Source organism: Cellulomonas terrae (assembly GCF_007990265.1).
GTDB classification, from domain to species: Bacteria; Actinomycetota; Actinomycetes; order Actinomycetales; family Cellulomonadaceae; genus Cellulomonas; species Cellulomonas terrae.
On the sequence record NZ_BJWH01000014.1, the window covers coordinates 75,345 to 99,317 of the forward strand.

A 23,973-nucleotide genomic window follows, 5' to 3' on the forward strand; every position below is an offset into this window, starting at 1 on the left:
GCATGCGGTCGCCCGGACGACCGGATGCTCGGACGTCCCGTTCCGCCGGTGCGGGTCAGCCCGTGGGCTGCTGGGCGCGCTCCGGGAGGCCCGGGAACGGGACCGGGGTGGCGCCCCAGACCGCGGCGTCCACGGTCGCCCGGCGCAGGCCCTCGACCAGCGCCGTCCGGTTGCCGGCTCCCGCCTGCGCGACGGCGTTCGCGTAGGCGTCGGCGACAGCGGTCTCGAGCGTGCGCCCGAGGGCGGTCGCGACGGCCGGGTCGTCGAGTCCTGCCGGCAGCGTGTAGGACGCGCGGCGGGGATCCTGCGCCGACCCGTCGATGCCGGCGGCAGCCGCCCAGTCCTCGCTGCGGGCACGGTGGGCGGCAGCCGTGGCGGAGGCTGTCGCGCGCCGCTCCGCGGAGGACTTGGCGGCGATGACCTCGAACCCGTACCCCGCCTCGTCGTGCACGAGGGCGAGCACCCCGACCTCGGTGGCGGACAGCGCGTCGGCCTCGGGCGCGGTGCTGTCGGCGGTCGGCGTCGGGGCGGTCGGTGCGGTGGTCCCGTCCGGCACGAGCGACGGCAGCTCGGCGCCGGTCGCCTGCGCGAGCCGGGTCGCGAGCTCGCCCCGGGAGGTCGCGACGGAGGCGACGAGGCGGGCGAGAGGTCCGTCGGTGACGGCGTCGGCATCCGTCAGCGCCGTGCGCGTCGCCGCCGCGAGCTCGTCCAGGACGTCCGCCACGGACGGGGTGGGCGGCGCGCTGGTGGCGGTCGTCGAGCCGGACGGTGCGGGCAGGCCGGACACGTACACCCCACCGAGCTGGTCGGCGTGCTGGTCGGAGAAGCCGGTGACGTCGGCGAGCACCGGGGCGACGGGCTCGACGGCGCCGTCGGGGAGCAGCGCGGCCGCGCTCGCCGCGGCGGAGAGGGCCAGGGAGTCGGCGACGGTCCGCGCCCGGACCTGCTCGACGGCGTCGGGGGACGGCTCGACCGGAGGGGGCGTCTCCACCCGGAGCCCGCAGGCCGCGAGCGTGAGAACCGTCACTGCCGCGGCGAGCGCGCGCACGGCGACCCGCGCCGGGCGCGCGTGATCCCGGTGGCCTGCAGGGTTCTCGTCCGCGCTCATCGCCGGTGATCCTGCCATGCCGCGGGCCCGCGGCCGTCGGGCGCGCGCGGACTCGTTACTGTGGTCCCACAACATCACAGGGTCGCAACGTCGCTCGCCGACGACCCGCTGGACCGACAGGAGGCTGACATGGTCGCGCCAGCACACCCGACACACGCTGATCGGGTCCGGGACGTCGTGGAGCCTGCCGTCGTCGCCACAGGTCTGCTGCTCGAGGACGTCACCGTGCGCAAGGCGGGCTCGCGGTCCGTCGTCGAGGTGGTCCTCGACGTCACGGAGGACGACGAGGACGGCCTGGACCTCGACCGCGTGGCCGAGGCCACCCGAGCGGTCTCCGACGCCCTCGACGCGGCCGACATCATCGTCGGCGAGTACACCCTCGACGTCATGAGCCCCGGCGTCGACCGCGCCCTGACCGAGCGTCGCCACTTCACGCACGCCGTCGGGCACCTCGTCACCGTGACCCTGGCGGACGGTGGCACGCTCGCGGGCCGCCTGACGGAGGTGGACCGCTCCGACGACGCGATCGTCGTCGTGCCCGTGACGCCCGGGCTCAAGGGCCGCAAGCCGGTGGTGGGCGACCCCGTGCGCGTGTCCCTGTCGGAGGTGCGCCACGCGCACGTCGAGGTGGACCTGTCGGGCATCGGCCCTGTGGACGGCGTGGACCCCGACGAGATGGCCGGCTCCGACGCCGCTGCCGGCAAGGAGAGCTGAGATGGACATCGACATGCAGACGCTGCGGCTGCTCGAGCGCGAGAGGGAGATCAGCCTCGACGTGCTGGTCTCCGCGATCGAGCAGGCGCTGCTGTCCGCCTACCACCGCACGCCGGGCGCGCAGGCACGGGCCCGCGTCGAGGTGGACCGCAAGACCGGGCACGTGACCGTGTGGGCGCGCGAGGCCGCACCCGTGGGCGAGCCCGACGACGAGGGCGTCCTGCCGCCGCCCGGTCCTGACGGCCCCGAGTTCGACGACACCCCGGACGGCTTCGGGCGCATCGCCACGGCGACCGCTCGGCAGGTCATCGTGCAGCGGCTGCGGGACGCCGAGGACGACCAGGTCCTCGGCGCGTTCCGCGGCAAGGAGGGCGAGGTCCTGGGTGGGGTCATCCAGCAGGGTCGCGACCCCCGCACGGTGCTCGTCGACGTCGGTGGCACGGAGGCGGTCCTGCCCGCGCACGAGCAGGTCCCGGGCGAGGAGTACGTGCACGGCGACCGGATCCGCGGCTACGTCCTGGAGGTCGCTCGCGGCCAGCGCGGCCCGCAGGTCACCCTGTCGCGGACCCACCCGAACCTCGTGCGCAAGCTGTTCGAGCTCGAGGTCCCCGAGGTCGCCGACGGGACGGTGGAGATCACCGCGATGGCGCGCGAGGCCGGTCACCGCACGAAGATGTCCGTCCGCGCGACGGTCCCGGGCGTCAACGCCAAGGGCGCCTGCATCGGTCCGATGGGCGGCCGTGTGCGTGCCGTCATGGCGGAGCTGCACGGCGAGAAGATCGACATCGTCGACCACGCCGACGACCCGGCGGAGATGATCGCCCACGCGCTGTCGCCCGCCCGCGTGCTCTCCGTGACCGTCGTCGACCCCGTGGCGCGTGCGGCGCGCGTGATCGTGCCGGACTACCAGCTGTCGCTCGCCATCGGCAAGGAGGGCCAGAACGCCCGCCTGGCCGCGAAGCTCACGGGCTGGCGCATCGACATCCGGTCCGACGCCGAGGTGCCCGAGTCCGCGGCCCGGGGCGGGCGTGACGGAGCGGACGGCAGTGAGTGACCTCACGAGTGACGCCGCCCGAGCCGCGGCGCGGTAGACTTGCTGCGGCTGGGCCGGATGTCCGGCTCCTCCCGTCGAGCCGGCGGACCCCACAGACACCCAACGGTGTCTCTGGCATGGGTCCGGTGCGCACGTGCGTGGGGTGCCGAACCACCGGCCCGAGGTCAGCCCTGCTGAGGGTGGTCGTCGTCCAGGACGAGCTCGTCGTGGACGTCGCTCGCCGGATGCCGGGCAGGGGGGCATGGCTGCACCCCGATCCTGGATGTCTCGAGAAGGCCGAACGCCGGCGTGCGTTCGGGCGTGCCCTGCGAGTTGCAGGGCAGCCCGGTACGAGCGCGGTCCACCGTCACCTCGAGCAGCAGGAGCAGGACGTCGTCGGGTAGTTCCCGGCGGCGAGGCCGATCGTCGATACGGAAAGCGGGTTGGAAGCCGATGGCTGCCCGATGAGCACGCACCGATGAGTACCCAGCGATGAGTACCCAGCACTAACGACGGTCCGACCCTGTCCGGGCGGACCGAGACAGGAGAGATGTGGCCAAGGTCCGCGTCTACGAGCTCGCCAAAGAGCTCGGGGTCGACAGCAAGACCATCATGACCAAGCTGAACGAGTTCGGAGAGTTCGTCCGTTCAGCATCCTCGACCATCGAACCGCCGGTCGTCCGCAAGCTGCGGGACACCTACCCGGTCGGTGGTGGTGGAGGTTCCACCCCCGCAGCAGCACCCGCCCCGAAGGCACCGGCACGCCCGGCGCCCGCCCCGGCCGCCGCTGCGCCCACAGCACCCGCACCCGCGGCACCGGTCGAGGCTCCGCGCCCCGCGCCGGCCGCTGCGGCCCCCGCCGCGCCGGCTGCCCCCGCAGCCCCGGCTCCGGCAGCCCCCGCTCCGGCACGTCCGGCTCCCGCGCGCCCGGCCCCGGCCGCCGCGCAGGCCCCTGCTGCCGCTGCTCCGGCCAGCCCTGCTGTCCGACCCGGCCCGCGTCAGGCCCCGCCTGCCGCCCGCCCGGGCAACAACCCCTTCGCTCCGTCCCAGGGCATGCCCCGTCAGGGCGAGCGTCCCGGTGGCGGCGGTCCCCGTCCGCCGCGTCCGGGCAACAACCCGTTCGCGCCCTCGCAGGGCATGCCGCGTCCGGGTGACCGTGACCGGCGTCCCGCCGCCGAGGGTGCTCCGGCCGCCTCGGCCGGCGAGCGTCCCGGCGGTCCCCGTCCGGGCGGTCCCCGTCCCGGTGGCCCGCGTCCCAACCCGGGCATGATGCCCGGTCGCACCTCCAGCGGTGTCGGTCGCCCCGGCGAGCGTCCCGCTGGTCCCGGTGGCGGCCGTGGTGGCCCCGGCGGTGCCGGTGGCGGCGCGCGCGGCGGCTACGCCGGGCGTCCCGGCGGCGGTGGCGGTGCGCCCGGTGGCGCTCCTGGTGGCGGCGGCTTCGCCGGTCGCCCCGGTGGCGGTGGCGGTCGTCCCGGCGGTGCCGGTCGCGGCAGCACGCAGGGTGCCTTCGGTCGTGCGGGCGGTCGTCCCGTCCGTGGCCGCAAGTCGAAGCGCGCGAAGCGTCAGGAGTTCGAGCAGATGCAGGCCCCCTCGCTGGGTGGCGTGCAGGTTCCTCGCGGCAACGGCAAGACCGTCGTCCGCCTGCGTCACGGCTCGTCGCTGAACGACTTCGCCGACAAGATCGACGCCAACCCGGCCTCGCTGGTCACCGTGCTGTTCCACCTCGGTGAGATGGCCACGGCGACCCAGTCGCTCGACGAGGACACCTTCGGGACCCTCGCGGTCGAGCTCGGCTACGTCATCGAGATGGTGTCGGCCGAGGAGGAGGACCGCGAGCTGCTCGGGGCCTTCGACATCGACCTGGACGCCGAGCTCGAGGCCGAGGGCGACGACGAGCTGACGGCGCGCCCGCCGGTCGTCACCGTCATGGGCCACGTCGACCACGGAAAGACCAAGCTGCTCGACGCCATCCGCCAGACGGACGTCGTCGCGGGCGAGGCCGGTGGGATCACGCAGCACATCGGTGCCTACCAGGTGCACACCGTGCACGAGGGCATCGACCGTGCCGTCACGTTCATCGACACCCCGGGCCACGAGGCGTTCACCGCCATGCGTGCCCGTGGTGCGCAGGTGACCGACATCGCGATCCTCGTGGTCGCGGCCGACGACGGCGTGATGCCCCAGACCATCGAGGCGCTCAACCACGCCCAGGCGGCCGGTGTGCCGATCGTGGTCGCGGTCAACAAGGTGGACAAGGAGGGGGCCAACCCCGCCAAGATCCGCCAGCAGCTCACCGAGTACAACCTGGTGGCCGAGGAGTACGGCGGCGACACGATGTTCGTCGACGTCTCCGCCAAGCAGAACCAGGGCATCGACCAGCTGCTCGAGGCCGTCCTCCTCACGGCGGACGCCGCGCTCGACCTGCGGGCCAACGCCGACAAGGCAGCTCGTGGTGTCGCGATCGAGGCGAACCTCGACAAGGGCCGCGGTGCCGTCGCGACGGTGCTGGTCCAGTCGGGCACGCTCGAGGTCGGCGACGCCGTCGTGGCGGGAACGGCCTACGGCCGCGTCCGTGCGATGTTCGACGAGCACGGCGAGCCGGTCACCGTGGCCGGTCCGTCGCGTCCCGTGCAGGTCCTCGGCCTGACCTCGGTGCCTCGCGCCGGCGACACGTTCATCGTGGCGCCGGACGACCGCACCGCGCGTCAGATCGGCGAGAAGCGCGAGGCGGCCGAGCGTGCCGCCCTCCTGGCCAAGCGCCGCAAGCGCATCAGCCTCGAGGACTTCACGCAGGCGCTCCAGCAGGGCAAGGTCGAGACCCTCAACCTGGTCCTCAAGGGCGACGTGTCGGGTGCCGTCGAGGCGCTCGAGGACGCGCTGCTCAAGATCGACGTGGGCGAGGAGGTCGAGCTGCGCGTCATCCACCGTGGGGTGGGTGCCATCACGCAGAACGACGTCAACCTGGCCACGGTCGACTCGGCCATCATCATCGGGTTCAACGTCAAGTACGCGGAGCGCGTCGAGGAGCTGGCGGACCGCGAGGGCGTCGACGTGCGCTTCTACTCGGTCATCTACCAGGCGATCGACGACGTCGAGGCTGCTCTCAAGGGCATGCTCAAGCCGGAGTACGAGGAGACGCAGCTCGGTACCGCCGAGGTGCGCGAGGTCTTCCGCTCGTCGAAGTTCGGCAACATCGCCGGCTCGATCGTGCGGTCGGGCCTCATCCGACGGAACTCGAAGGCCCGCATCACGCGTGGCGGCAAGATCATCGGGGACAACCTGTCGATCGAGTCGCTCAAGCGGTTCAAGGACGATGCCACGGAGGTCCGCGAGGGCTTCGAGTGCGGTATCGGCCTGGGGTCGTTCAACGACGTCGAGACCGGCGACATCATCGAGACCTGGGAGATGCGCGAGAAGCCTCGCGCCTGACCCCAGTGATCAACGCCCGCGGGGCGGGCGAGGAATCCTCCTCGCCCGCCCCGCGGTCTCTCACCAGAAAGGAGCATGCCGATGGCGGACACCGCCCGCGCCCGCAAGCTCAGCGAGCGCATCCAGCAGGTCGTCGCACAGATGCTCGACACCCGGATCAAGGACCCGCGTCTGGGCTTCGTCACGGTCACCGACGTACGCGTCACCGGCGACCTCCAGCACGCCGACGTCTTCTACACCGTGCTCGGCGACGACGCCGCACGCACCGACACCGCCGCCGCGCTCGAGAGCGCGAAGGGCATCATCCGCTCCGAGGTGGGCAAGCAGACGGGCATCCGGCTGACCCCGTCGCTGGACTTCCACCTCGACGCGCTGCCGGACACCTCGGCGCAGCTCGACGCGGCGCTGCTCGAGGCTGCCCGTCGCGACCGTGAGGTCGCGGCGCTGGCCGCGCAGGCGAGCTTCGCGGGCGATGCGGACCCGTACAAGAGGGCTGACGACGAGGACTCTGCGGACGACTGACGCACGCACACGACGGCGCCCCCTGGAGAACCAGGGGGCGCCGTCGTGCGCGTGGGGTCAGACGCGTTGGCGTCCGGTCTCCCGCGGCATCCACAGCAGCACCATCAGCGCTCCGAGCGCCACGACGCCGGCGGCGACCAGGGCGGCCGGCTGCAGGCCCGCGACGTAGCCGTCGGGGGTCAGCGTGCCGTCGGACGCGGTGAAGACCGCGACCAGCGCGGCGATGCCGAGCGCGCCGCCGACCTCCCGGATCGTCGCGTTGACCGAGCTCGCGGTGCCGTGGTCGTCGGGCGCCATGTCGAAGAGGACGGCGGTCGCGCTCGGGGCGAAGGTCAGGCCCATGCCGATGCCGGCCAGGGCGAGCCCGGGCACGAGGTCGGCGTACACGAGACCGTCGGTGGAGACGATCAACCCCTGCCACGCCAGGCCGGCGGCCTGCATCGCGAGTCCCAGGGTGAGCAGGGGCCGCACCCCGACGCGCGGCGCGAGCATGCCGGCGATCGGCGCGAAGATCATGGGCGCCGCGGTCCAGGGCAGCGTGCGGATGCCTGCCTCGAGCGGCGTGTAGCCCATCCCGATCTGCAGGTACTGGGCCAGCAGGAACACCAGACCGAAGACGCCGAACGAGAACACCAGCGCGCTCCCGTTGGCCACCGCGAACGAGCGCACCCGGAACAGCCGCAGCGGGATGAGCGGGTGGTCGGTCCGTGACTCACGGACGAGGAACGCGACGAGCAGCAGCGCGCCCAGCACCATCCCACCGACGACGGTGACCGAGCCCCAGCCGTCGTCGTTGCCCCGGATGATCGCCCAGGTCAGCGAGAGGATGCCCGCACCGGCCAGGGCGAGCCCGGCGAGGTCGAGCGGCTGGCGCCGGCCGTGCGACTCGGGCAGCGCCCAGAGCACCAGGGGGATCGCGACGACGGCGACGGGCACGTTGATCCAGAAGATCGCCTCCCAGGAGATGCCGTCGACCACCGCGCCGCCGATGACGGGCCCGAGTGCGACGCCGAGCCCGGAGACCCCGCCCCAGATCCCGATCGCCATCGCCCGTCGTGCTGCGGGCACGGCGCCGGCGAGGAGCGTGAGGGACAGCGGCATGATCGCCGCGGCGCCGACGCCCTGGACCGCGCGGGCGGCGATGAGCAGCTCGGCGCTCGTGGCCAGGGCGGACGCGATCGAGGCGAGCGCGAACACGACGATGCCGGCGACGAACACCCGGCGGCGTCCCCACCGGTCACCCAGGGTCGCCGCAGCGATCATCAGGGTGGCGAAGCTCAGCGTGTAGGCGTTCACCATCCACTGGAGCTGCTCGAGCGTGGCGGAGAGCTCGGTGCGCAGGACGGGGAGCGCGGTCGTCATGACGAGGTTGTCGAGGGTGGCCATGAACATCGGGACGGACGCGGCGACGAGCGCGACGGCGGTGCCCCGGCGGCGCCGGACCGGAGGTGGCGCGACGGGCAGCTCGGCGGGTGCCGGCATCGTGACGGCCACGGGAGTCTCCTCGTTGGCATTGATTGATTACTAACAAGAGCAGACCGTAGGCATCGGCTGATAACATGTCAACCATGTCTCAGGAGCAGCCCGTCGACTGGACGGCGAAGAAGCCGGGCCGGCGCATGTCCGGCACGCAGCGGCGCGCCGAGATCCTGGTCGCCGCCCGCCGGGTGTTCGCGGAGCGGGGATACGCCGCCAGCACGGACGAGGTGGCCCGCGCCGCGGGGGTGTCCCAGCCGTACGTCGTCCGCCTGTTCGGCACCAAGCGTGAGCTCTTCCTCGCGGCGTACTCGGAGGCCAGCGAGCAGATCCTCGCCACGCTCGGCGCCGTGCCTGCGGGGCCCGACGCCGGGCGCGCGATGGGCGACGCGTACGTGAGCCTCCTGGCGGACCGCGACCTGCTCCGCCTGGTCATGCACGGGTTCATCGCCGGCGCCGACGAGGAGGTCGGTCGCGTCGCCCGGCACACGCTGGGGGAGGCGTTCCACCTGTTCCGGGAACGGTCGGGCGCCGACGACGAGACCGCCCGCGGGTTCGTCGCGCACGGGATGCTCATCAACGTGCTGCTCGCGGTCGACGCGCCCGCGCACCGGGGCGAGGACGGCGGCCTCGACGCGCTCGTGCAGTGCGTCGAGGACAGCATCACCGAGCGGCGCACCGCGTGACGCGGACCGATCCCGGTCCCCGTCGGCCGACCGCTGCGGACGGTGTGGTCGTCGTCGACAAGCCGGCGGGGTGGACCAGCCACGACGTCGTGGCGCGCATGCGCCGCCTGGCGAGCACCCGCAAGGTCGGGCACGCGGGCACGCTCGACCCGATGGCGACCGGCGTCCTCGTCGTCGGGATCGGGCGCGCGACGCGGCTGCTGACCTACGTCGTCGGTGCCGACAAGGAGTACACCGCGACCGTCCGGCTGGGCGTCACCACGACCACGGACGACGCCGAGGGGGAGACCCTCGCCACCGTCGACGCGTCCGGGGTGACCTCGGCGGACGTCGTCGCGGGCGCTGCCGCGCTGACAGGAGCGATCCAGCAGGTGCCCAGCGCCGTCTCCGCCATCAAGGTCGACGGTCAGCGTGCGTACGCCCGGGTCCGCGCCGGCGAGGACGTCGAGCTGGCGGCACGCCCGGTCACCGTCAGCCGGTTCGACGTGCACGACGTGCGACCGGTGCGGACCGACGACGGCTCGCCCGCGCTCGACGTCGACGTGACGGTCGTCGTCTCGTCGGGAACCTACGTCCGCGCCCTCGCCCGCGACCTCGGCGCCGGGCTCGGCGTCGGCGGGCACCTGACGGCGCTGCGGCGCACGCGGGTCGGGGGCTACGCGCTCGACGTGGCCAGGTCGCTGGACGACCTCGGTGCCCTGCCGACGGACGTGCCGATCGACGTCGTGTCGCTCGCCGACTCCGCCCGTGCCACGTTCCCGGTGCGGGACCTCACCGCCGCCGAGGCGCGCGCCCTGTCCTACGGGCAGTCCATCGCGGTGGTCGACGGCGCACCGGGGGCGACCGTCGCGGGGATCGGCCCGGACGGCGAGCTCGTGGCGCTGCTCGAGGAGCGGGGCGGCGCGGTCCGTCCGGCGCTGGTGTTCGCACCTGCCTGAGCGTCGGTCACCCGTCCGGGCGAATCGTTTCGAGGCCCTTCCGATATGTCCGCTTCGAGGGCTACTCTGCGCGGAGCGTCATCGGCGCCCCACAGGGTTGTGGGAGCGCTCCTATCTAGGGAGACACCGTGGTTTCTCGTCGCACCTGGCGCACAGGCGCCGCCTTGACCGCTACAGCCGCACTTGTCCTCGTGGGCATCGCCCCGGCCGTCGCCGACGTGCCGGAGGAGTCGTTCGACGACGGGCCCGGAGCGTGGGTCGCCTACGGCCACGAGGGGGCGATCGACACCAGCGGCGACGCCTTCTGCGTCGACGTCCCCGCCGGCTCGGCGCAGTACGGCGTCGGCGTCCTGCTCAACGGCGTCGAGGTCGAGCAGGGGTCGACGTACACGCTCGCGTTCTCGGCGTCGGCGACGACCGACGTCACGATCCGCGCGCTCGTCGGCCAGAACGGAGCCCCGTACGGCACCGTGGTCGACACGAGCCCGGCGCTGACCTCGGACCTCACGGACTTCTCCTACGAGTTCACCGCGGCGGACAGCTACCCCGCGACCGCCACGCCCGACGAGCCCGAGGGGCAGATCGCGTTCCAGCTCGGCGGCTTCAGCCCCGACGCGTGGACGTTCTGCCTGGACGACGTGTCGCTGTCCTCCGACGTCGAGCTCCTGCCGCACACCTCGTTCGCCGAGTCGCTCGGGCCGTGGGGCCTGTACGGCGGGGCGGACCCGGTGTTCGCCGACGGCGGCGTCTGCACCACGCTGCCCGGTGGGCAGAGCAACCCGTGGGACGCCGGGCTGGCCTTCACCGGGATCCCGGTCGAGGAGGGGCAGAACTACGTCCTGTCCTTCACCGCCAAGGCGACGCCCGACACTCCCGTGCGGGTCATCGTCGGCGAGGGCGGCGGCGCGTACCGGACCACGTTCGAGCAGGCCTCGGTGCCGCTGACCAGCGAGCTGACGACGTACACCTATCCGTTCACGGCGAACCTCACGTTCCCCGCCGACGGCACGGCGCCCGGCCAGCTGGCCTTCCACCTGGGCAAGTCGGTCCCGTACGAGTTCTGCATCACGGACGTGTCGCTGCGGACCACCGCGAGCCCGCCGCCGCCGTACGAGCCCGAGACCGGGCCGCGCGTGCGCGTGAACCAGGTCGGCTACGTCCCCGAGGGACCGAAGCGCGCGACCCTCGTGACGGACGCCACCGAGGCGCTCCCGTGGGAGCTGCACGACGCTGCCGACGCCGTGGTGGCCAGCGGGACGACCACGCCGGAGGGCACGGACGCCTCGACCGACCTGAACGTCCACGTCATCGACTTCTCCGACGTGACGACCTCCGGCGCCGGCTACACGCTGGTGGCCGACGGGGAGACGAGCCGGCCGTTCGACATCGACGCGGACCTGTACCAGCAGCTCCGCCAGGACGCGCTGGACTACTTCTACCTGGCCCGCTCCGGCACGCCGATCGACGGCGCGATCGTCGGCGAGGAGTACGCCCGTGAGGCCGGGCACGTCGGGGTCGCACCCAACCAGGGCGACACCGAGGTCCCGTGCATCGGGCCGCGCGACTACTACGACGGCTGGACCTGCGACTACACGCTCGACGTCTCGGGCGGTTGGTACGACGCCGGTGACCACGGCAAGTACGTCGTCAACGGCGGCATCTCGGTCGCGCAGCTGCTCGGCACGTACGAGCGCACCCTGACGGCGTCCACGGCGACGCCCGGAGCGCTCGGCGACGGCACCCTCGACGTGCCCGAGCACGGCAACGGCGTGCCCGACGTGCTGGACGAGGCGCGCTGGGAGCTCGAGTGGATGCAGAAGATGATCGCGCCGTCCGGCGAGTACGCGGGCATGGTGCACCACAAGATCCACGACGAGGGCTGGACGGGCCTGCCGCTGGCTCCTGCGGACGACCCGCAGGTGCGCTCGCTGCACCGTCCGTCCACGGCCGCGACCCTGAACGTCGCCGCGGTGGCTGCGCAGGGCGCCCGCCTGTTCCGCGAGTACGACCCGGCGTTCGCCGACTCGCTGCTGGAGACGGCGCGGTCGACCTGGGCTGCCGCTCTCGAGCACCCGGCCGTCTACGCGCCGGCCGCGGCGGGCTCCGACGGCGGTGGCCCGTACGACGACTCCGTCGTCACGGACGAGTTCTACTGGGCGGCCGCGGAGCTGTTCCTCACCACCGGTGAGGACGAGTTCGAGCAGTTCGTCCTCACGAGCCCGCAGCACACCGCGGACGTGTTCACCGCCGGCGGGTTCAACTGGGGGAGCACCGCGGCGCTGGGTCGGATCGACCTGGCTACGGTGCCGAACGACCTGCCGGGGCTCGCCGACGTCAAGGCGTCGGTCGTCGCCGGGGCGGACGAGTATGTCGCCAGCCAGGCGGTGCACCCGTTCGGCTCGGTCTACTCGCCCACGTCGGGCACCTACGACTGGGGCTCCAGCTCGTCGGTGACCAACAACCTGGTCGTCCTCGGCGTCGCCTACGACCTCACCGGTGACACGACGTACAGCAACGCGGTGCTCGAAGGGATGGACTACCTGCTCGGCCGCAACGGTCTCAACCAGTCGTACGTCACCGGGTGGGGCGAGGTGGCCTCGCACCAGCAGCACAGCCGCTGGTTCGCGCACTCCCTCGACCCGGGCCTGCCGGAGCCCCCGCCGGGTTCGCTCGCGGGCGGACCCAACTCGGTCACCGGCACCTGGGACCCGACGATGCAGGCGACGTTCACGCAGGGCTGCGCGCCGGCGATGTGCTACCTCGACGTCATCTCCTCCTGGGCGTCCAACGAGATCACGATCAACTGGAACTCGTCGATGTCGTGGGTGGCGTCGTTCGTCGCGGACCTCGGTGCCGGCGCCCCGGCGCAGGTGGCTCCGGAGATCACGCAGCAGCCTGCGTCGGTGACGGCGGCCCTCGGCTCCACGGCGTCGTTCACCGCGGCGGCGTCCGGGCGGCCCACGCCGACGGTCCAGTGGCAGGTCCAGCAGGCCGGACCGTGGCGCGACGTCGTGGGCGCGACGTCGACCACCCTGGACGTCGTGGTCACCGCCGGCGCCCGGTACCGCGCGGTGTTCACCAACGCGGCCGGCTCGGCGACGACCAAGGTGGCGACGCTGACCGTGGCGAAGTCGGCCCCGGTCGTCACCAAGCACCCGGAGCCGGTCCGTGCGGCGCTCGGGAAGACCGTGTCGTTCACCGCGGCCGCGACCGGCTACCCGGCACCGTCGGTCACGTGGCAGGTGCGCTGGTTCGGCAGCCCGTGGGTCACGGTGCCGGGTGCGAAGAGCACGACGCTCACGTTCAGGACCAGCGTGCTGAGCGTCGGCACGGAGTACCGGGCGGTCTTCAAGAACCCGGCCGGGACCGCGGCGACGAACCCTGCGCGGCTCACGGTCACGCTGCCGGGGCACCACCCGGGGAAGCCCTCGTAGGTCCTGCTCCTCCGCCCGGCGCGCGCCTCGATGGCGTGCGCCGGGTGGACGGGATGGCAGGCTTGTCCGTCGAGCCCTCGATCGCGCGCGGGCACGGACGACGAGGAGCAGGTGTGCAGGTCTGGAGGGAGCTGTCCGACGTGCCCGCGGACTTCGGTCCGTCGGTGGTGACGATCGGCAACTTCGACGGCGTCCACCGCGGTCACGTGGGCGTGCTGCGCCGGATGTGCGCCGACGCTGCGGCGGTGGGGGCGCAGGCGGTCGCCGTGACGTTCAGCCCGCACCCGCAGCAGGTGCACCGGCCGGACACCGCCCCGCCGCTGCTCACGGGCGACGCGGACCGCCTCGAGCTCCTGGAGCAGACGGGTCTCGACGCCGTGCTGCTGCTGGAGTACACCCTCGAGTTCGCCCGGCAGACGCCCGAGGAGTTCGTCCGGCGGTACCTGGTGGACGTCCTGCACGCGTGCACGGTCGTGGTCGGGCGCGACGTGCGGTTCGGCTGGAACAACTCCGGCGACCTGTCGACCATGGTCGAGCTGGGACGCGAGCACGGCTTCGACGTCGAGGTCATCGACGACGTGACCCCCGCCGAGTCCGCCGACCCGGGCAGCGCGGAGGACCGGGTGGCGGACCCCCTGCGGCGACGCTGGTCCTCGACGTGGGTGCGCGAGCTGCTGGAGGCCGGCGACGTCGTCCAGGCGGCACGGGTGCTGGGCCGGCCGCACCGCCTGCGCGGCGTCGTCGTGCACGGCGACGCACGGGGTCGTGACCTCGGCTTCCCGACGGCCAACCTCGGACCTGACGCGACGGGCATGGTCCCGGCCGACGGCGTGTACGCGGGCTGGCTGCGGCGCACGTCCGCCGCCGCCGACGACCCCGACAGGGTCCTGCCGGCGGCGGTCTCCATCGGCACCAACCCGACCTTCGACGGCGTCGAGCGCCGCGTGGAGGCGTACGTCCTGGACCGCACCGACCTCGACCTGTACGACGAGGTCGTGGTGCTCGAGCTCGTCGAGCGGCTGCGGCCGACGCTGAGGTTCGACTCGATCGACGACCTGGTCGAGCGGATGCACGAGGACGTCGCACGGGTGCGGGCGATCCTGGGAGACCAGCCCGGTGCCGGAGGCATCCCCGCAGCCTGATAGTCTATGGGCGCCGTACGAACGGCCGCGGACAGAGAGAGCCCGGGTGGACATGCCCCGGCGCACCGCGCAACGAGACAACCTGGAGAACCGTGCCGCTCGAAAGTGCCGTCAAGCAGTCCATCATGACCGAGTACGCCACCCACGAGGGTGACACCGGTTCCCCCGAGGTCCAGATCGCGATGCTCACGCAGCGCATCAAGGACCTCACGGAGCACCTCAAGACCCACAAGCACGACCACCACAGCCGCCGCGGTCTGCTGCTGCTCGTCGGTCAGCGTCGCCGCCTTCTCGGGTACCTGCAGAAGGTCGACATCAACCGCTACCGCAGCATCATCGAGCGGCTCGGCCTGCGCCGATAACGCCTCCGACCAGCCCGGACCCGCTCAGGGTCCGGGCTGGTCTGGCGTCACGGCCTTTCAGTACGCACGTCCAGCACCACAGCACCACCACACCGCGTCGGTCCGCTCGGTTCGGTCCTCGGTAGTGGCTTCCGGAAGCTCCGCGAGGGGAGTCCGGTGGCCTCGATCGAAGATCGCTCGCGGACGGCCGGCGCCTTCAAGAAAGAGGAGGGCACCCGTGGAGGGTCCCGAGATCCAGTTCGCCGAGGCACTGATCGACAACGGTCGCTTCGGCACCCGCACCGTCCGCTTCGAGACCGGCCGCATCGCCAAGCAGGCCGCCGGTGCCGCCGTCGCCTACCTCGACGGTGAGACGACGCTGCTCGCCGCCACGACGGCCGGCAAGCACCCGAAGGAGCAGTTCGACTTCTTCCCGCTGACGATCGACGTCGAGGAGCGGCAGTACGCCGCGGGCAAGATCCCCGGCTCGTTCTTCCGCCGTGAGGGTCGCCCGAGCACCGAGGCCATCCTCGCGTGCCGCCTGATCGACCGCCCGCTGCGTCCCCTGTTCGTCAAGGGCCTGCGCAACGAGGTCCAGGTCGTCATCACCGTCCTGTCGATCCACCCGGACGACGCGTACGACACGCTCGCCATCAACGCCGCGTCCATCTCGACGCAGCTGTCGGGCCTGCCGTTCTCCGGCCCCGTCGGTGGCGTGCGGATCGCGCTCGTCGACGGCCAGTGGGTCGCGTTCCCGCGGTACTCCGAGCGTGAGCGTGCGACGTTCGACATGGTCGTCGCGGGTCGCGTCGTCGGTGACGACGTCGCCATCGCCATGATCGAGGCCGAGGCCCCCGAGAAGTCCTGGAACATCATCAAGTTCGAGGGTGGCGTCGCCCCCACGGAGGAGATCGTCGCCCAGGGCCTCGAGGCCGCGAAGCCGTTCATCAAGGTGCTCGTCCAGGCGCAGCAGGAGCTCGCGGCGAAGGCCGCCAAGGAGACCCAGGTCTTCCCGACGTTCCCCGACTACCAGGACGACGCCTACGCCGCCGTCGAGGCCGCCTCGACGCAGCCGCTGAGCGACGCGCTGAGCATCGCGGACAAGCAGTCCCGCGAGAACCGCCTCGACGAGATCAAGGCCGAGGTCGTCGCGCAGCTCTCCGCGCAGTTCGAGGGTCGCGAGAAGGAGCTGTCCGCGGCGTACCGCTCGGTGCAGAAGAAGCTCATCCGCCAGCGCATCCTCACGGACGGCTTCCGCATCGACGGCCGTGGCCTGCGGGACATCCGCACGCTCTCGGCCGAGGTCGAGGTCCTGCCCCGCGTGCACGGCTCGGCGATCTTCGAGCGCGGCGAGACCCAGATCCTGGGTGTCACCACGCTGAACATGCTGCGCATGGAGCAGCAGCTCGACACGCTCTCCCCGGAGACGCGCAAGCGCTACATGCACAACTACAACTTCCCGCCCTACTCCACGGGTGAGACGGGTCGCGTCGGTTCGCCGAAGCGTCGCGAGATCGGCCACGGGGCGCTCGCCGAGCGCGCGCTCATGCCGGTGCTGCCGAGCCGCGAAGAGTTCCCGTACGCCATCCGCCAGGTCTCCGAGGCGCTGAGCTCCAACGGCTCGACGTCCATGGGCTCGGTCTGCGCGTCCACCCTGTCGCTGCTCAACGCCGGTGTGCCGCTGCGCGCACCCGTCGCGGGCATCGCGATGGGCCTCGTGTCCGACACGGTGGACGGTGAGACCCGCTACGCGGCGCTCACCGACATCCTCGGCGCCGAGGACGCGTTCGGTGACATGGACTTCAAGGTCGCCGGTACCCGCGAGTTCGTCACGGCCATCCAGCTCGACACCAAGCTCGACGGCATCCCCGCCTCGGTGCTCGGTGGCGCGCTCACGCAGGCCAAGGAGGCTCGCCTGGCGATCCTCGACGTCATCGCCGAGGCGATCGACGTGCCCGACGAGATGAGCCCGTTCGCTCCTCGCGTCATCACGGTGAAGGTTCCCGTCGACAAGATCGGCGAGGTCATCGGGCCGAAGGGCAAGATGATCAACCAGATCCAGGAGGAGACCGGCGCCGACATCTCGATCGAGGACGACGGCACGGTCTACATCGGCGCCACCGACGGTCCGTCGGCGGAGGCCGCGCGTGCGGCGATCAACGCGATCGCCAACCCGCACATGCCCGAGATCGGGGAGCGCTTCGTCGGCACGGTCGTCAAGACCACGACGTTCGGCGCGTTCATCTCGCTCTCGCCGGGCAAGGACGGTCTGCTGCACATCTCGCAGATCCGCAAGCTCGTCGGTGGTCGCCGCGTCGAGAACGTCGAGGACGTCCTGGCCGTGGGCCAGAAGGTCCAGGTCGAGATCGGCGAGATCGACCCGCGCGGCAAGCTGTCGCTGCACGCGGTGATCGAGGAGGGCGCCGACGGCGACGCGGCGGCTTCCTCGGTCGAGGGCACGGCCGAGCCGGTCGACGCCTGACGATGCCCTTGGACCTCCCGCTCGTCCGCCCGGGTCAGCCCGGGGCCGAGCAGTCCGTCGGGCAGGACGGCGACGCCATCGTGCGTCGTTCCGTCCTGCCCGGCGGGGTCCGCGTGCTCACGGAGCACATGCCGGGCCTGCGCTCGGCGACCGTGGGTGCGTGGGTCGGTGTCGGCTCGCGCGACGAGTCCGACGGCCACCACGGCTCGACGCACTTCCTCGAGCACCTGCTGTTCAAGGGCACCGCACGCCGTACCGCGATGGACATCGCGGAGGCGTTCGACGCCGTCGGTGGTGAGGCCAACGCCGCCACCGGCAAGGAGCACACCTGCTACTACGCACGGGTGCTCGACTCGGACCTCCCGATGGCGGTCGACGTCATCGCCGACATGGTCACCTCCGCGCGCCTGGACACCGACGAGCTCGAGACCGAGCGCGGCGTGATCCTCGAAGAGCTCGCGATGAACGACGACGACCCGAGCGACGTCGTCCACGAGCAGTTCGCCGCCGCCGTCCTGGGCGACCACGCCCTGGGTCGCCCGATCGGCGGCACCCCCGACACCATCCGCGCGGTCCCGCGCGACGCCGTGTGGGAGCACTACCGCGAGCACTACCGGCCCTCGACGCTCGTCGTCACGGCCGCCGGTGGCGTCGACCACGACGTGCTGTGCGCCCAGGTCAGCGAGGCGCTCACCACGGGTGGCTGGCCCCTGGACGTCGGCGCGGAGCCGCACAGCCGCCGCGTGCCGACGGACGTCGCCGTGCAGGCCGGCCAGGGTGGGATCCCCGCCTCCGGTGTCGAGCGCACGATCCGACGGCACACCGAGCAGGCGAACGTCATCGTCGGCGGCACCTCGCTCACCGCGACGGACCCGAAGCGGTTCACGCTCTCGGTCCTGAACGCGGTCCTCGGCGGCGGCATGTCGTCGCGACTGTTCCAGGAGATCCGCGAGCGCCGCGGCCTGGCCTACTCCACCTACTCGTTCGCCTCCGGGCACGCCGACACCGGCGTCTTCGGCCTCTACGCGGGCTGCACGCCGGGCAAGGTCGACGAGGTCGTCGCCCTCATGGTCGCGGAGTGGGAGCGGATGGCCGACGCGCCCATCACGCAGGCCGAGCTCGAGCGGTCGATGGGGCAGCTCGCCGGGGGACTGGTGCTCGGCATGGAGGACTCCGGCTCGCGCATGAGCCGGCTCGGCAAGTCCGAGCTCGTGCACGGCTCGCTGCTGAGCATCGACGAGTCGCTCGACCTGATCCGTGCCGTCACGGTGCAGGACGTGCAGGACCTCGCCGCCGAGCTGGCGTCACGCCCGCGCTCGGTCGTCCGCGTCGGCCCGTTCGGGGACTGACGGTCGGTCGGCCGGGATCGGGCGCCGCGGTGCGGTGAGCCACTCGATCCCCCTGGCCGTGGGGACGAGTGCGAGCGCGCACGCCACCGCGAAGACGGTCAGGTAGGCCGCAGGCCGCCACACCAGGGACAGGTTGACCACCAGCAGCGTCGCGACCGAGACGGCGACGGTGCTCGTGCGGCCGCCGCCCGACGCCGCCAGCGCGCCGATCGCGAGGAGCACGAACGGCAGCCCCGACTCGACCAGCGCGAGCTCGAGCCCGAGCGCGGTCGCCGTCAGGGCGACCGCCCCGAACGCCAGACTGAGCAGCGGGATGGCGACGAGCGCGCCGGCCTCGAGGAGGGACCGCAGCACCGGCGCCGGCGAGGGGCGTGCGCCGCGTCGCGCGAGCCACCCTGCGGCCAGCAGCCCGCCGCCCACGACGAACGGGCCGGCGACGCCCCACCACCACGACTGCGAGAAGGCGGGGACGTCGCTGTCGACGATGCCGACAGGACCTGCCCACCCCAGGCCGGGGCCGTCGAGGAACGCCGAGACCACCGACGCCCCGACGAGGGCGCCGCCCACGGCGAGCGGGGCGTGCACCAGCCGGGACCCCGCGGCGGCGAGGCGTCGGGTGGCGGCCCACACCAGCACCAGCCAGCCGACCGTCTCCACGGGCCAGCGCCACACGTACCACCAGAAGGCGCGCGGCATCCCGGGCCGCAGGCCCCACGCGGCGGCGAGCTCGGCCTCCCGGGTGACGATGGCGAGGACGCCGAACGCGACGACGCACGCGACGACGAGAACCCCGCACGCGGCCTGGGTCAGGGGACCGGGACGCGAGGCAGGCACACTGACGCATCGGTACGCACCGGTGCCGGGATGAGGACGCGTGGCGGCGCCACCGCGATGCGCTCCCGGCGAGGGCCCGCGCGCGCGATGATGGGGCATGGCCCTCAAGCAGGTCGTCTACCACCGCTACCCACCCCCGCCGGGCGCGCACGGGATCGTCGAGCACCTGTGGGTGGTGCGCCTGCCGGACGGCGCCGTCGAGCGCGAGGTGCTGCTGCCCGACGGGCACGGCCTGGTGACCGTGGCCGTCGGCACCGCCGGGGTGCACATCGACCCGCTGAGCCTCGTGCGCACCACGGACGGCAGCGGTGTTCGCGGCCTCGCCGACCGGGCGTTCGTCCGGGAGCAGCACGGACCGGCGGTCCGGCTCGGCGCCCAGCTCGACCCGGTGGCGCTCGCGCGGACGGGGGTGCACGCGGGCGCCCACGACCCCGTCGCGATCTCCGACGTGCTCGGCACCGGGGTGGAGGAGGAGTGCGCGACCGCGCTGGAGCAGGGGCGGGACGCGGACGCGGCCGCGACGCTCGGCGCGGCTCTCGCGGCCCACGCCGTGCCCGCCCCGGTCGGGTCGCCGCTGGAGGCTCTCACGCCCGTGCTGCGCGACGTCGTCGAGCAGCGCGGACTGGTGCGCGCGTCGGACCTGGCGCGGCGCGCCGACCTGGCGATCGGTGTCCTGCACCGCGAGATCGTCGAGACCCTCGGGATCACCCCGGAGGCGTTCCTGGCCGCCGTGCGGTTCTCGGCGTTCGTCCGGGACGCCGTCGGCCCGGGTCCCGTGCGGCCGCAGGACGTCCTGGCGGTCCTGCAGTGGTACCTGCGGGCCGGCTACCCGCCCCGGGAGGTCGAGCGGTTCACGGGCCTCAGCCACGTGGAGCTGCGTCGTCTGGAGGCAGGCATCGCGGCGGCGCTCGGGGTCGCCGCCTGACGTTAGGGTTTCTCCTCGTGAGCGAGCGCATCAGGGTGGCCGTGCTGGGTGCGGCGGGACGCATGGGATCGACGGTCGTCCGGGCCGTGCAGGACGCCCCCGACCTCGAGCTGGTCGCCGCCGTCGACGCCCACGAGGACCTGTCGGTGGTCGTCGACGCCGGTGCGCAGGTCGCGGTCGACTTCACCGTCCCGTCGGCCACCGAGGGCAACGTGCACGCGCTCGTGGACGCCGGGGTGCACCTGGTCGTCGGCACCACCGGCTGGGACGACGACTCGCTCGCACGCGTCCGCGACCACCTCGCCGACCGGCCCGGCGTCGGCGTCCTGGTCGCCCCGAACTTCGCGCTGGGCGCCGTGCTCGCCATGGCGTTCGCGGCGCGCGCGGCGCGCTGGTTCGAGTCCGTCGAGGTGATCGAGCTGCACCACCCCGACAAGGTCGACGCTCCGTCCGGCACCGCACGGCACACGGCCTCCGCGATCGCGGCGGCGCGCGCTGCGGCCGCCCTCGGTCCGCTGCCGGACGCGACCACGCAGTCCCTCGACGGTGCGCGCGGGGCGGACGTCGACGGCGTGCGGGTGCACTCGGTGCGCCTGCGTGGGCTCGTCGCGCACGAGGAGATCCTGCTCGGCAACGCCGGCGAACAGCTGACCATCCGGCACGACTCGTTCGACCGGGTCAGCTTCATGCCCGGCGTCCTGCTGGCGGTGCGCCAGGTGGGTTCGCGGCCGGGGCTGACCGTCGGTCTCGAGCAGTTGCTCGACCTGGCATGACCGTGGCCGCCCGCTCGAGCCGCCTGCGCTGGACGTCGATCGCCGCTGCCGTCGCGCTCACGGGTCTGCTCGGGCTGTACGTGTGGCTCGTCGCCACCCGGGCGACCGCCCTCATCCGGACCGGCGAGCCCGTCGGGATCGGCCTGGGGATCGCGTTCTGGATCCTGCCGCCGCTGGTGATCTGGCTGGTCGCGCGGGAGTGGCGGCTCGCGATCGACGTGCAGCGGATGGCCGACGAGCTGGCGGACGCCGACGAGCTGCCCGTCGACGACCTGCCCAGGTCGCCCGCCGGAAGGATCGACCGCGCCGCTGCGCGGGAGGCGTTCGGGCCGGCGCGCGAGCGGGCCGAGGAGCACCCGGACGACTGGCGCTCCTGGTACCACCTGGCGTTCGCCTACGACGCGGCGGGGGACCGGCGGCGCGCCCGCGAGTCGCTGCGGACGGCCAGCCGGCTGCACCGGGGCTAGATCGAGGCCGACCAGCGGTGCTCGGTGACGGTCCGCGTCGACCCGTCGGGCATCCGGCCGGAGACCAGCTCGCGGACCACGTCGTCGGGACCGAGACCGGCGGACGACAGGAACTGCGCCCGCGCGTCGTCGCCGTCGAGCACCCAGGTGTGCACCTGGTCGGCGCCGTCCTCGCGCAGCGTGTCGACCGCCGCGGCGAGCAGCCGCGACCCGTGACCGACGCGCTGGTGCGCAGGCTCGACCTCGAGCGCGAGGATCGCACCGCCCGGGGCGTCGAACGGACGGTCCTCCGGGGTCGGGACCGGCGCGACGGAGACCACGCCGACGACGGTCGGACCGTCGCAGGCGACCAGCACGCGGTACCCCGCTCCGGGCGGTGACGAGACCGCCGCGGCCCACTGCGCCTCGATGGCGGACGTGTCGAGCATGTCGAGCGCACCCTGACCCAGGACCTCGGCGTGCGACAGCTGCCACGCCTGGACCTGGATGCGGGCGATCGCGTGCTCGTCGCCCCGGATCGCGGGGCGGACGGAGACGTCGGCGTTCTCGCTGAACAGGGGCATCAGAGGACGTGCACCGGGTCGTGGCGGTCGTCCGTGACCTTGGGCGGGTTGGCGAGCGGCTCCCGGCCGTGGTCGACCGCGGGCACCGCCTTCGGCGGGTGCTTGACCGACAGGTTGTCGATCCACGCCAGCGCCATCGCGGACACGATGAACGCCAGGTGGATGATCGTCTGCCACAGCAGGGTGTCGAACCCGTCCGGGCGGGCGAGGATCGTGGGTGCCTCGATGAAGCTCTTGAGGAGGTGGATCGAGGAGATGCCGATGATCGACATCGCGAGCTTGGTCTTCAGGACGTTCGCGTTGACGTGCGAGAGCCACTCCGGCTGGTCCGGGTGGTCGTCGAGCTTGATGCGGGACACGAAGGTCTCGTAGCCGCCGATGATCACCATGATCAGCAGGTTCGCGATCATCACGACGTCGACGAGGCCGAGGACGGCCAGCATGATGTCGGCTTCCTTCATGCCGCCGTGCAGGAACACCTCCTCGAAGATGTGCCAGAGCTCGAGCATGAACTGCCAGACGTAGATCGCCTGGGCGACGATCAGTCCGAGGTAGAGCGGCACCTGAAGCCAGCGCGACAGGAAGATGAGCGAACCGAGCGAGCTGCGCTGGGCGGCAGTGGCCACGGGGTCCTCCGGGAAGATGATGGTGCGGGCGCGCGACTGCGGCGCCCAGCGGGGGGGTGTTCCGACACCCCAACGGCCGACGGCCGTCGATGGTGCCCATGATCTCAGGGCATGCCGAGTGCCCGGAGCACGGCCGCCGTGACGGCGGCCAGCAGGACGACGACGATGAACGGGGCCCGCAGCGCCAGGGCGATCGCGGCGACGACGAGCGCGGGCAGGCGGGCGTCCAGCACGAGCTCGTTCCCGCGGGTGGCGGTCTGCACGGCGACGAGCGCGGACAGCAGGGCCACGGTGACGAGCGCCGCGGTGCGCGCGACGCGCGGCTCGGCGAGCCAGTGCTTGGGCACCAGGTGGCCGGCGAGCTTGAGCGCGAAGACGACGGCGCTGGCGACGACCAGGGCGATCCAGGTGCCGACCGGGCTCATGCGACCGGCTCCGGCTCGCGCGCGACGAGACCCGCGGCGATGGCGACGACGGCGGCCAGCAGCACGGGGATCCCGGCGGGCACCAGGGGGGTGAGGGCCAGCGCGACGACGACCGCGCCCGCCGCCACCGTCTGCGCGAGGCGGGAGCCCGGCCCGGTGATCCGCGGCCACACCAGGCCGAGGAACGCGGCCGCCGCGGCGGCGTCGAGCCCGTACCTCGCGGGATCACCCATCCGGTCGCCGGCGACGGCCCCGACGAGCGTGAACACGTTCCAGAGCACGAAGACGCCCACGCCGGTCCACCAGAAGCCGAGCTGCGCGGCGTGGGGGGGCTTGTGCGCGGTCGCGACGGCGGTGGACTCGTCGATGGTCAGCTGCGCGGCGAGCGGCCGGCGCCAGCCGCGGGAGTCGATCAGGGGCGCGACCTGCGGACCGTAGAGCCCGTTGCGCACCCCGAGCAGTCCCGCGGTCGCGATCGCTGCTCCGGCGAGCCCGCCCGCGCCGACGACGCCGATGAACGCGAACTGCGAGCCGCCGGAGAACATCAGGAGGCTGAGCGCCATGGCCTGGGGGACGGTCAGCCCGGCGGCGACCGCGAGCGCGCCGAAGGAGACGCCGTACAGACCGGTGGCCAGCGAGACCGAGACGGCCTGCCGGATGGCGGCCCGTCCTTCGGCGTCGTGCGTCACGCGGGCAACTGTCGCAC

22 protein-coding genes are annotated in these 23,973 nt (G+C 72.9%); 15 read left to right on the forward strand and 7 right to left on the reverse strand.

Annotation, left to right across the window (positions count from 1 at the left end):
• Nucleotides 1-55: 55 nt before the first annotated feature.
• On the reverse strand, nt 56-1,108 hold the full coding sequence (locus tag CTE05_RS13440; protein ID WP_146846823.1) for a DUF4439 domain-containing protein: 1,053 nt from the start codon (nt 1,106-1,108) through the stop codon (nt 56-58).
• Nucleotides 1,109-1,237: 129 nt separating this feature from the next.
• Between CTE05_RS13440 and rimP the strand changes: the two genes are divergently transcribed.
• The 5 genes from rimP to rbfA all read left to right on the forward strand — a co-directional run bounded on the left by rimP (nt 1,238) and on the right by rbfA (nt 6,806).
• Nucleotides 1,238-1,822 (forward strand): ribosome maturation factor RimP, encoded by a 585-nt coding sequence (gene rimP, locus CTE05_RS13445; RefSeq protein ID WP_146846824.1) that lies wholly within the window; start codon nt 1,238-1,240, stop codon nt 1,820-1,822.
• A 1-nt stretch (nt 1,823) separates the two neighbouring features.
• Complete coding sequence (nusA, locus tag CTE05_RS13450; protein WP_146846825.1) at nt 1,824-2,876, forward strand: transcription termination factor NusA; 1,053 nt, start codon at nt 1,824-1,826, stop codon at nt 2,874-2,876.
• A gap of 116 nt (nt 2,877-2,992) precedes the next feature.
• On the forward strand, nt 2,993-3,259 hold the full coding sequence (locus tag CTE05_RS13455; RefSeq protein WP_146846826.1) for a YlxR family protein: 267 nt from the start codon (nt 2,993-2,995) through the stop codon (nt 3,257-3,259).
• Nucleotides 3,260-3,407: 148 nt separating this feature from the next.
• Nucleotides 3,408-6,284 carry a translation initiation factor IF-2 gene (infB, locus tag CTE05_RS13460; RefSeq protein WP_146846827.1) on the forward strand — a complete coding sequence of 959 codons (2,877 nt, stop codon included), beginning with the start codon at nt 3,408-3,410 and terminating at the stop codon, nt 6,282-6,284.
• Between the two features lie 81 nt (nt 6,285-6,365).
• On the forward strand, nt 6,366-6,806 hold the full coding sequence (gene rbfA / locus CTE05_RS13465; RefSeq protein WP_146846828.1) for a 30S ribosome-binding factor RbfA: 441 nt from the start codon (nt 6,366-6,368) through the stop codon (nt 6,804-6,806).
• A gap of 57 nt (nt 6,807-6,863) precedes the next feature.
• On the opposite strand, the gene CTE05_RS13470 is transcribed toward rbfA, so the two are convergent.
• Entirely contained in the window at nt 6,864-8,300 is a 1,437-nt protein-coding gene (locus CTE05_RS13470) for an MFS transporter (protein ID WP_246123597.1), read from the reverse strand.
• Nucleotides 8,301-8,374: 74 nt separating this feature from the next.
• Here CTE05_RS13470 and CTE05_RS13475 point away from each other — a divergent pair, with 74 nt between their 5' ends.
• From CTE05_RS13475 to CTE05_RS13505, 7 genes are all read left to right on the forward strand, one after another.
• Nucleotides 8,375-8,968 (forward strand): TetR/AcrR family transcriptional regulator, encoded by a 594-nt coding sequence (locus CTE05_RS13475; RefSeq protein WP_246123599.1) that lies wholly within the window; start codon nt 8,375-8,377, stop codon nt 8,966-8,968.
• The gene (gene truB, locus CTE05_RS13480; RefSeq protein WP_146846829.1) at nt 8,965-9,906 is read left to right on the forward strand and encodes a tRNA pseudouridine(55) synthase TruB; all 942 of its coding nucleotides are present in this window, start codon (nt 8,965-8,967) and stop codon (nt 9,904-9,906) included. The genes CTE05_RS13475 and truB overlap by 4 nt, the downstream gene beginning before the upstream one ends.
• Before the next feature lie 128 nt (nt 9,907-10,034).
• A complete protein-coding gene (locus CTE05_RS13485; RefSeq protein ID WP_146846830.1) occupies nt 10,035-13,340 on the forward strand; it encodes a glycoside hydrolase family 9 protein in 3,306 nt (1,101 codons plus the stop codon).
• 113 nt (nt 13,341-13,453) lie between these two features.
• A complete protein-coding gene (locus tag CTE05_RS13490; protein WP_146846831.1) occupies nt 13,454-14,482 on the forward strand; it encodes a bifunctional riboflavin kinase/FAD synthetase in 1,029 nt (342 codons plus the stop codon).
• A 92-nt stretch (nt 14,483-14,574) separates the two neighbouring features.
• Nucleotides 14,575-14,844, forward strand: a complete 270-nt coding sequence (gene rpsO / locus CTE05_RS13495; RefSeq protein WP_028049909.1) for a 30S ribosomal protein S15 — start codon at nt 14,575-14,577, stop codon at nt 14,842-14,844.
• 217 nt (nt 14,845-15,061) lie between these two features.
• Entirely contained in the window at nt 15,062-17,305 is a 2,244-nt protein-coding gene (locus CTE05_RS13500; RefSeq protein ID WP_146846832.1) for a polyribonucleotide nucleotidyltransferase, read from the forward strand.
• A 2-nt stretch (nt 17,306-17,307) separates the two neighbouring features.
• On the forward strand, nt 17,308-18,654 hold the full coding sequence (locus CTE05_RS13505; RefSeq protein WP_146846833.1) for a M16 family metallopeptidase: 1,347 nt from the start codon (nt 17,308-17,310) through the stop codon (nt 18,652-18,654).
• Here the strand turns inward: CTE05_RS13505 and CTE05_RS13510 are convergent.
• Nucleotides 18,610-19,488, reverse strand: coding sequence for a hypothetical protein (locus tag CTE05_RS13510; protein ID WP_146846834.1), 879 nt, complete (start codon nt 19,486-19,488; stop codon nt 18,610-18,612). The genes CTE05_RS13505 and CTE05_RS13510 overlap by 45 nt on opposite strands.
• 97 nt (nt 19,489-19,585) lie before the next feature.
• Here CTE05_RS13510 and CTE05_RS13515 point away from each other — a divergent pair, with 97 nt between their 5' ends.
• Genes CTE05_RS13515 through CTE05_RS13525 form a run of 3 tightly spaced genes read left to right on the forward strand, consistent with a single transcriptional unit; the run spans nt 19,586 to nt 21,653 of the window.
• Nucleotides 19,586-20,413, forward strand: a complete 828-nt coding sequence (locus CTE05_RS13515) for a hypothetical protein (protein WP_146846835.1) — start codon at nt 19,586-19,588, stop codon at nt 20,411-20,413.
• A gap of 17 nt (nt 20,414-20,430) precedes the next feature.
• Entirely contained in the window at nt 20,431-21,186 is a 756-nt protein-coding gene (dapB, locus tag CTE05_RS13520) for a 4-hydroxy-tetrahydrodipicolinate reductase (RefSeq protein ID WP_146846836.1), read from the forward strand.
• Entirely contained in the window at nt 21,183-21,653 is a 471-nt protein-coding gene (locus CTE05_RS13525; RefSeq protein WP_146846837.1) for a hypothetical protein, read from the forward strand. The genes dapB and CTE05_RS13525 overlap by 4 nt, the downstream gene beginning before the upstream one ends.
• Here CTE05_RS13525 and CTE05_RS13530 read toward each other — a convergent pair.
• The 4 genes from CTE05_RS13530 to CTE05_RS13545 form a co-directional block, all read right to left on the reverse strand.
• Nucleotides 21,650-22,216 carry a GNAT family N-acetyltransferase gene (locus CTE05_RS13530; RefSeq protein ID WP_146846838.1) on the reverse strand — a complete coding sequence of 189 codons (567 nt, stop codon included), beginning with the start codon at nt 22,214-22,216 and terminating at the stop codon, nt 21,650-21,652. The genes CTE05_RS13525 and CTE05_RS13530 overlap by 4 nt on opposite strands.
• Nucleotides 22,216-22,842, reverse strand: coding sequence for a TIGR00645 family protein (locus tag CTE05_RS13535; protein ID WP_246123601.1), 627 nt, complete (start codon nt 22,840-22,842; stop codon nt 22,216-22,218). The genes CTE05_RS13530 and CTE05_RS13535 overlap by 1 nt, the downstream gene beginning before the upstream one ends.
• A gap of 104 nt (nt 22,843-22,946) precedes the next feature.
• The gene (locus CTE05_RS13540) at nt 22,947-23,267 is read right to left on the reverse strand and encodes an AzlD domain-containing protein (RefSeq protein ID WP_146846839.1); all 321 of its coding nucleotides are present in this window, start codon (nt 23,265-23,267) and stop codon (nt 22,947-22,949) included.
• Nucleotides 23,264-23,956 carry an AzlC family ABC transporter permease gene (locus CTE05_RS13545; RefSeq protein ID WP_146846840.1) on the reverse strand — a complete coding sequence of 231 codons (693 nt, stop codon included), beginning with the start codon at nt 23,954-23,956 and terminating at the stop codon, nt 23,264-23,266. Before CTE05_RS13545 ends, CTE05_RS13540 begins: the two co-directional genes overlap by 4 nt.
• Between the last annotated feature and the right edge of the window lie 17 nt (nt 23,957-23,973).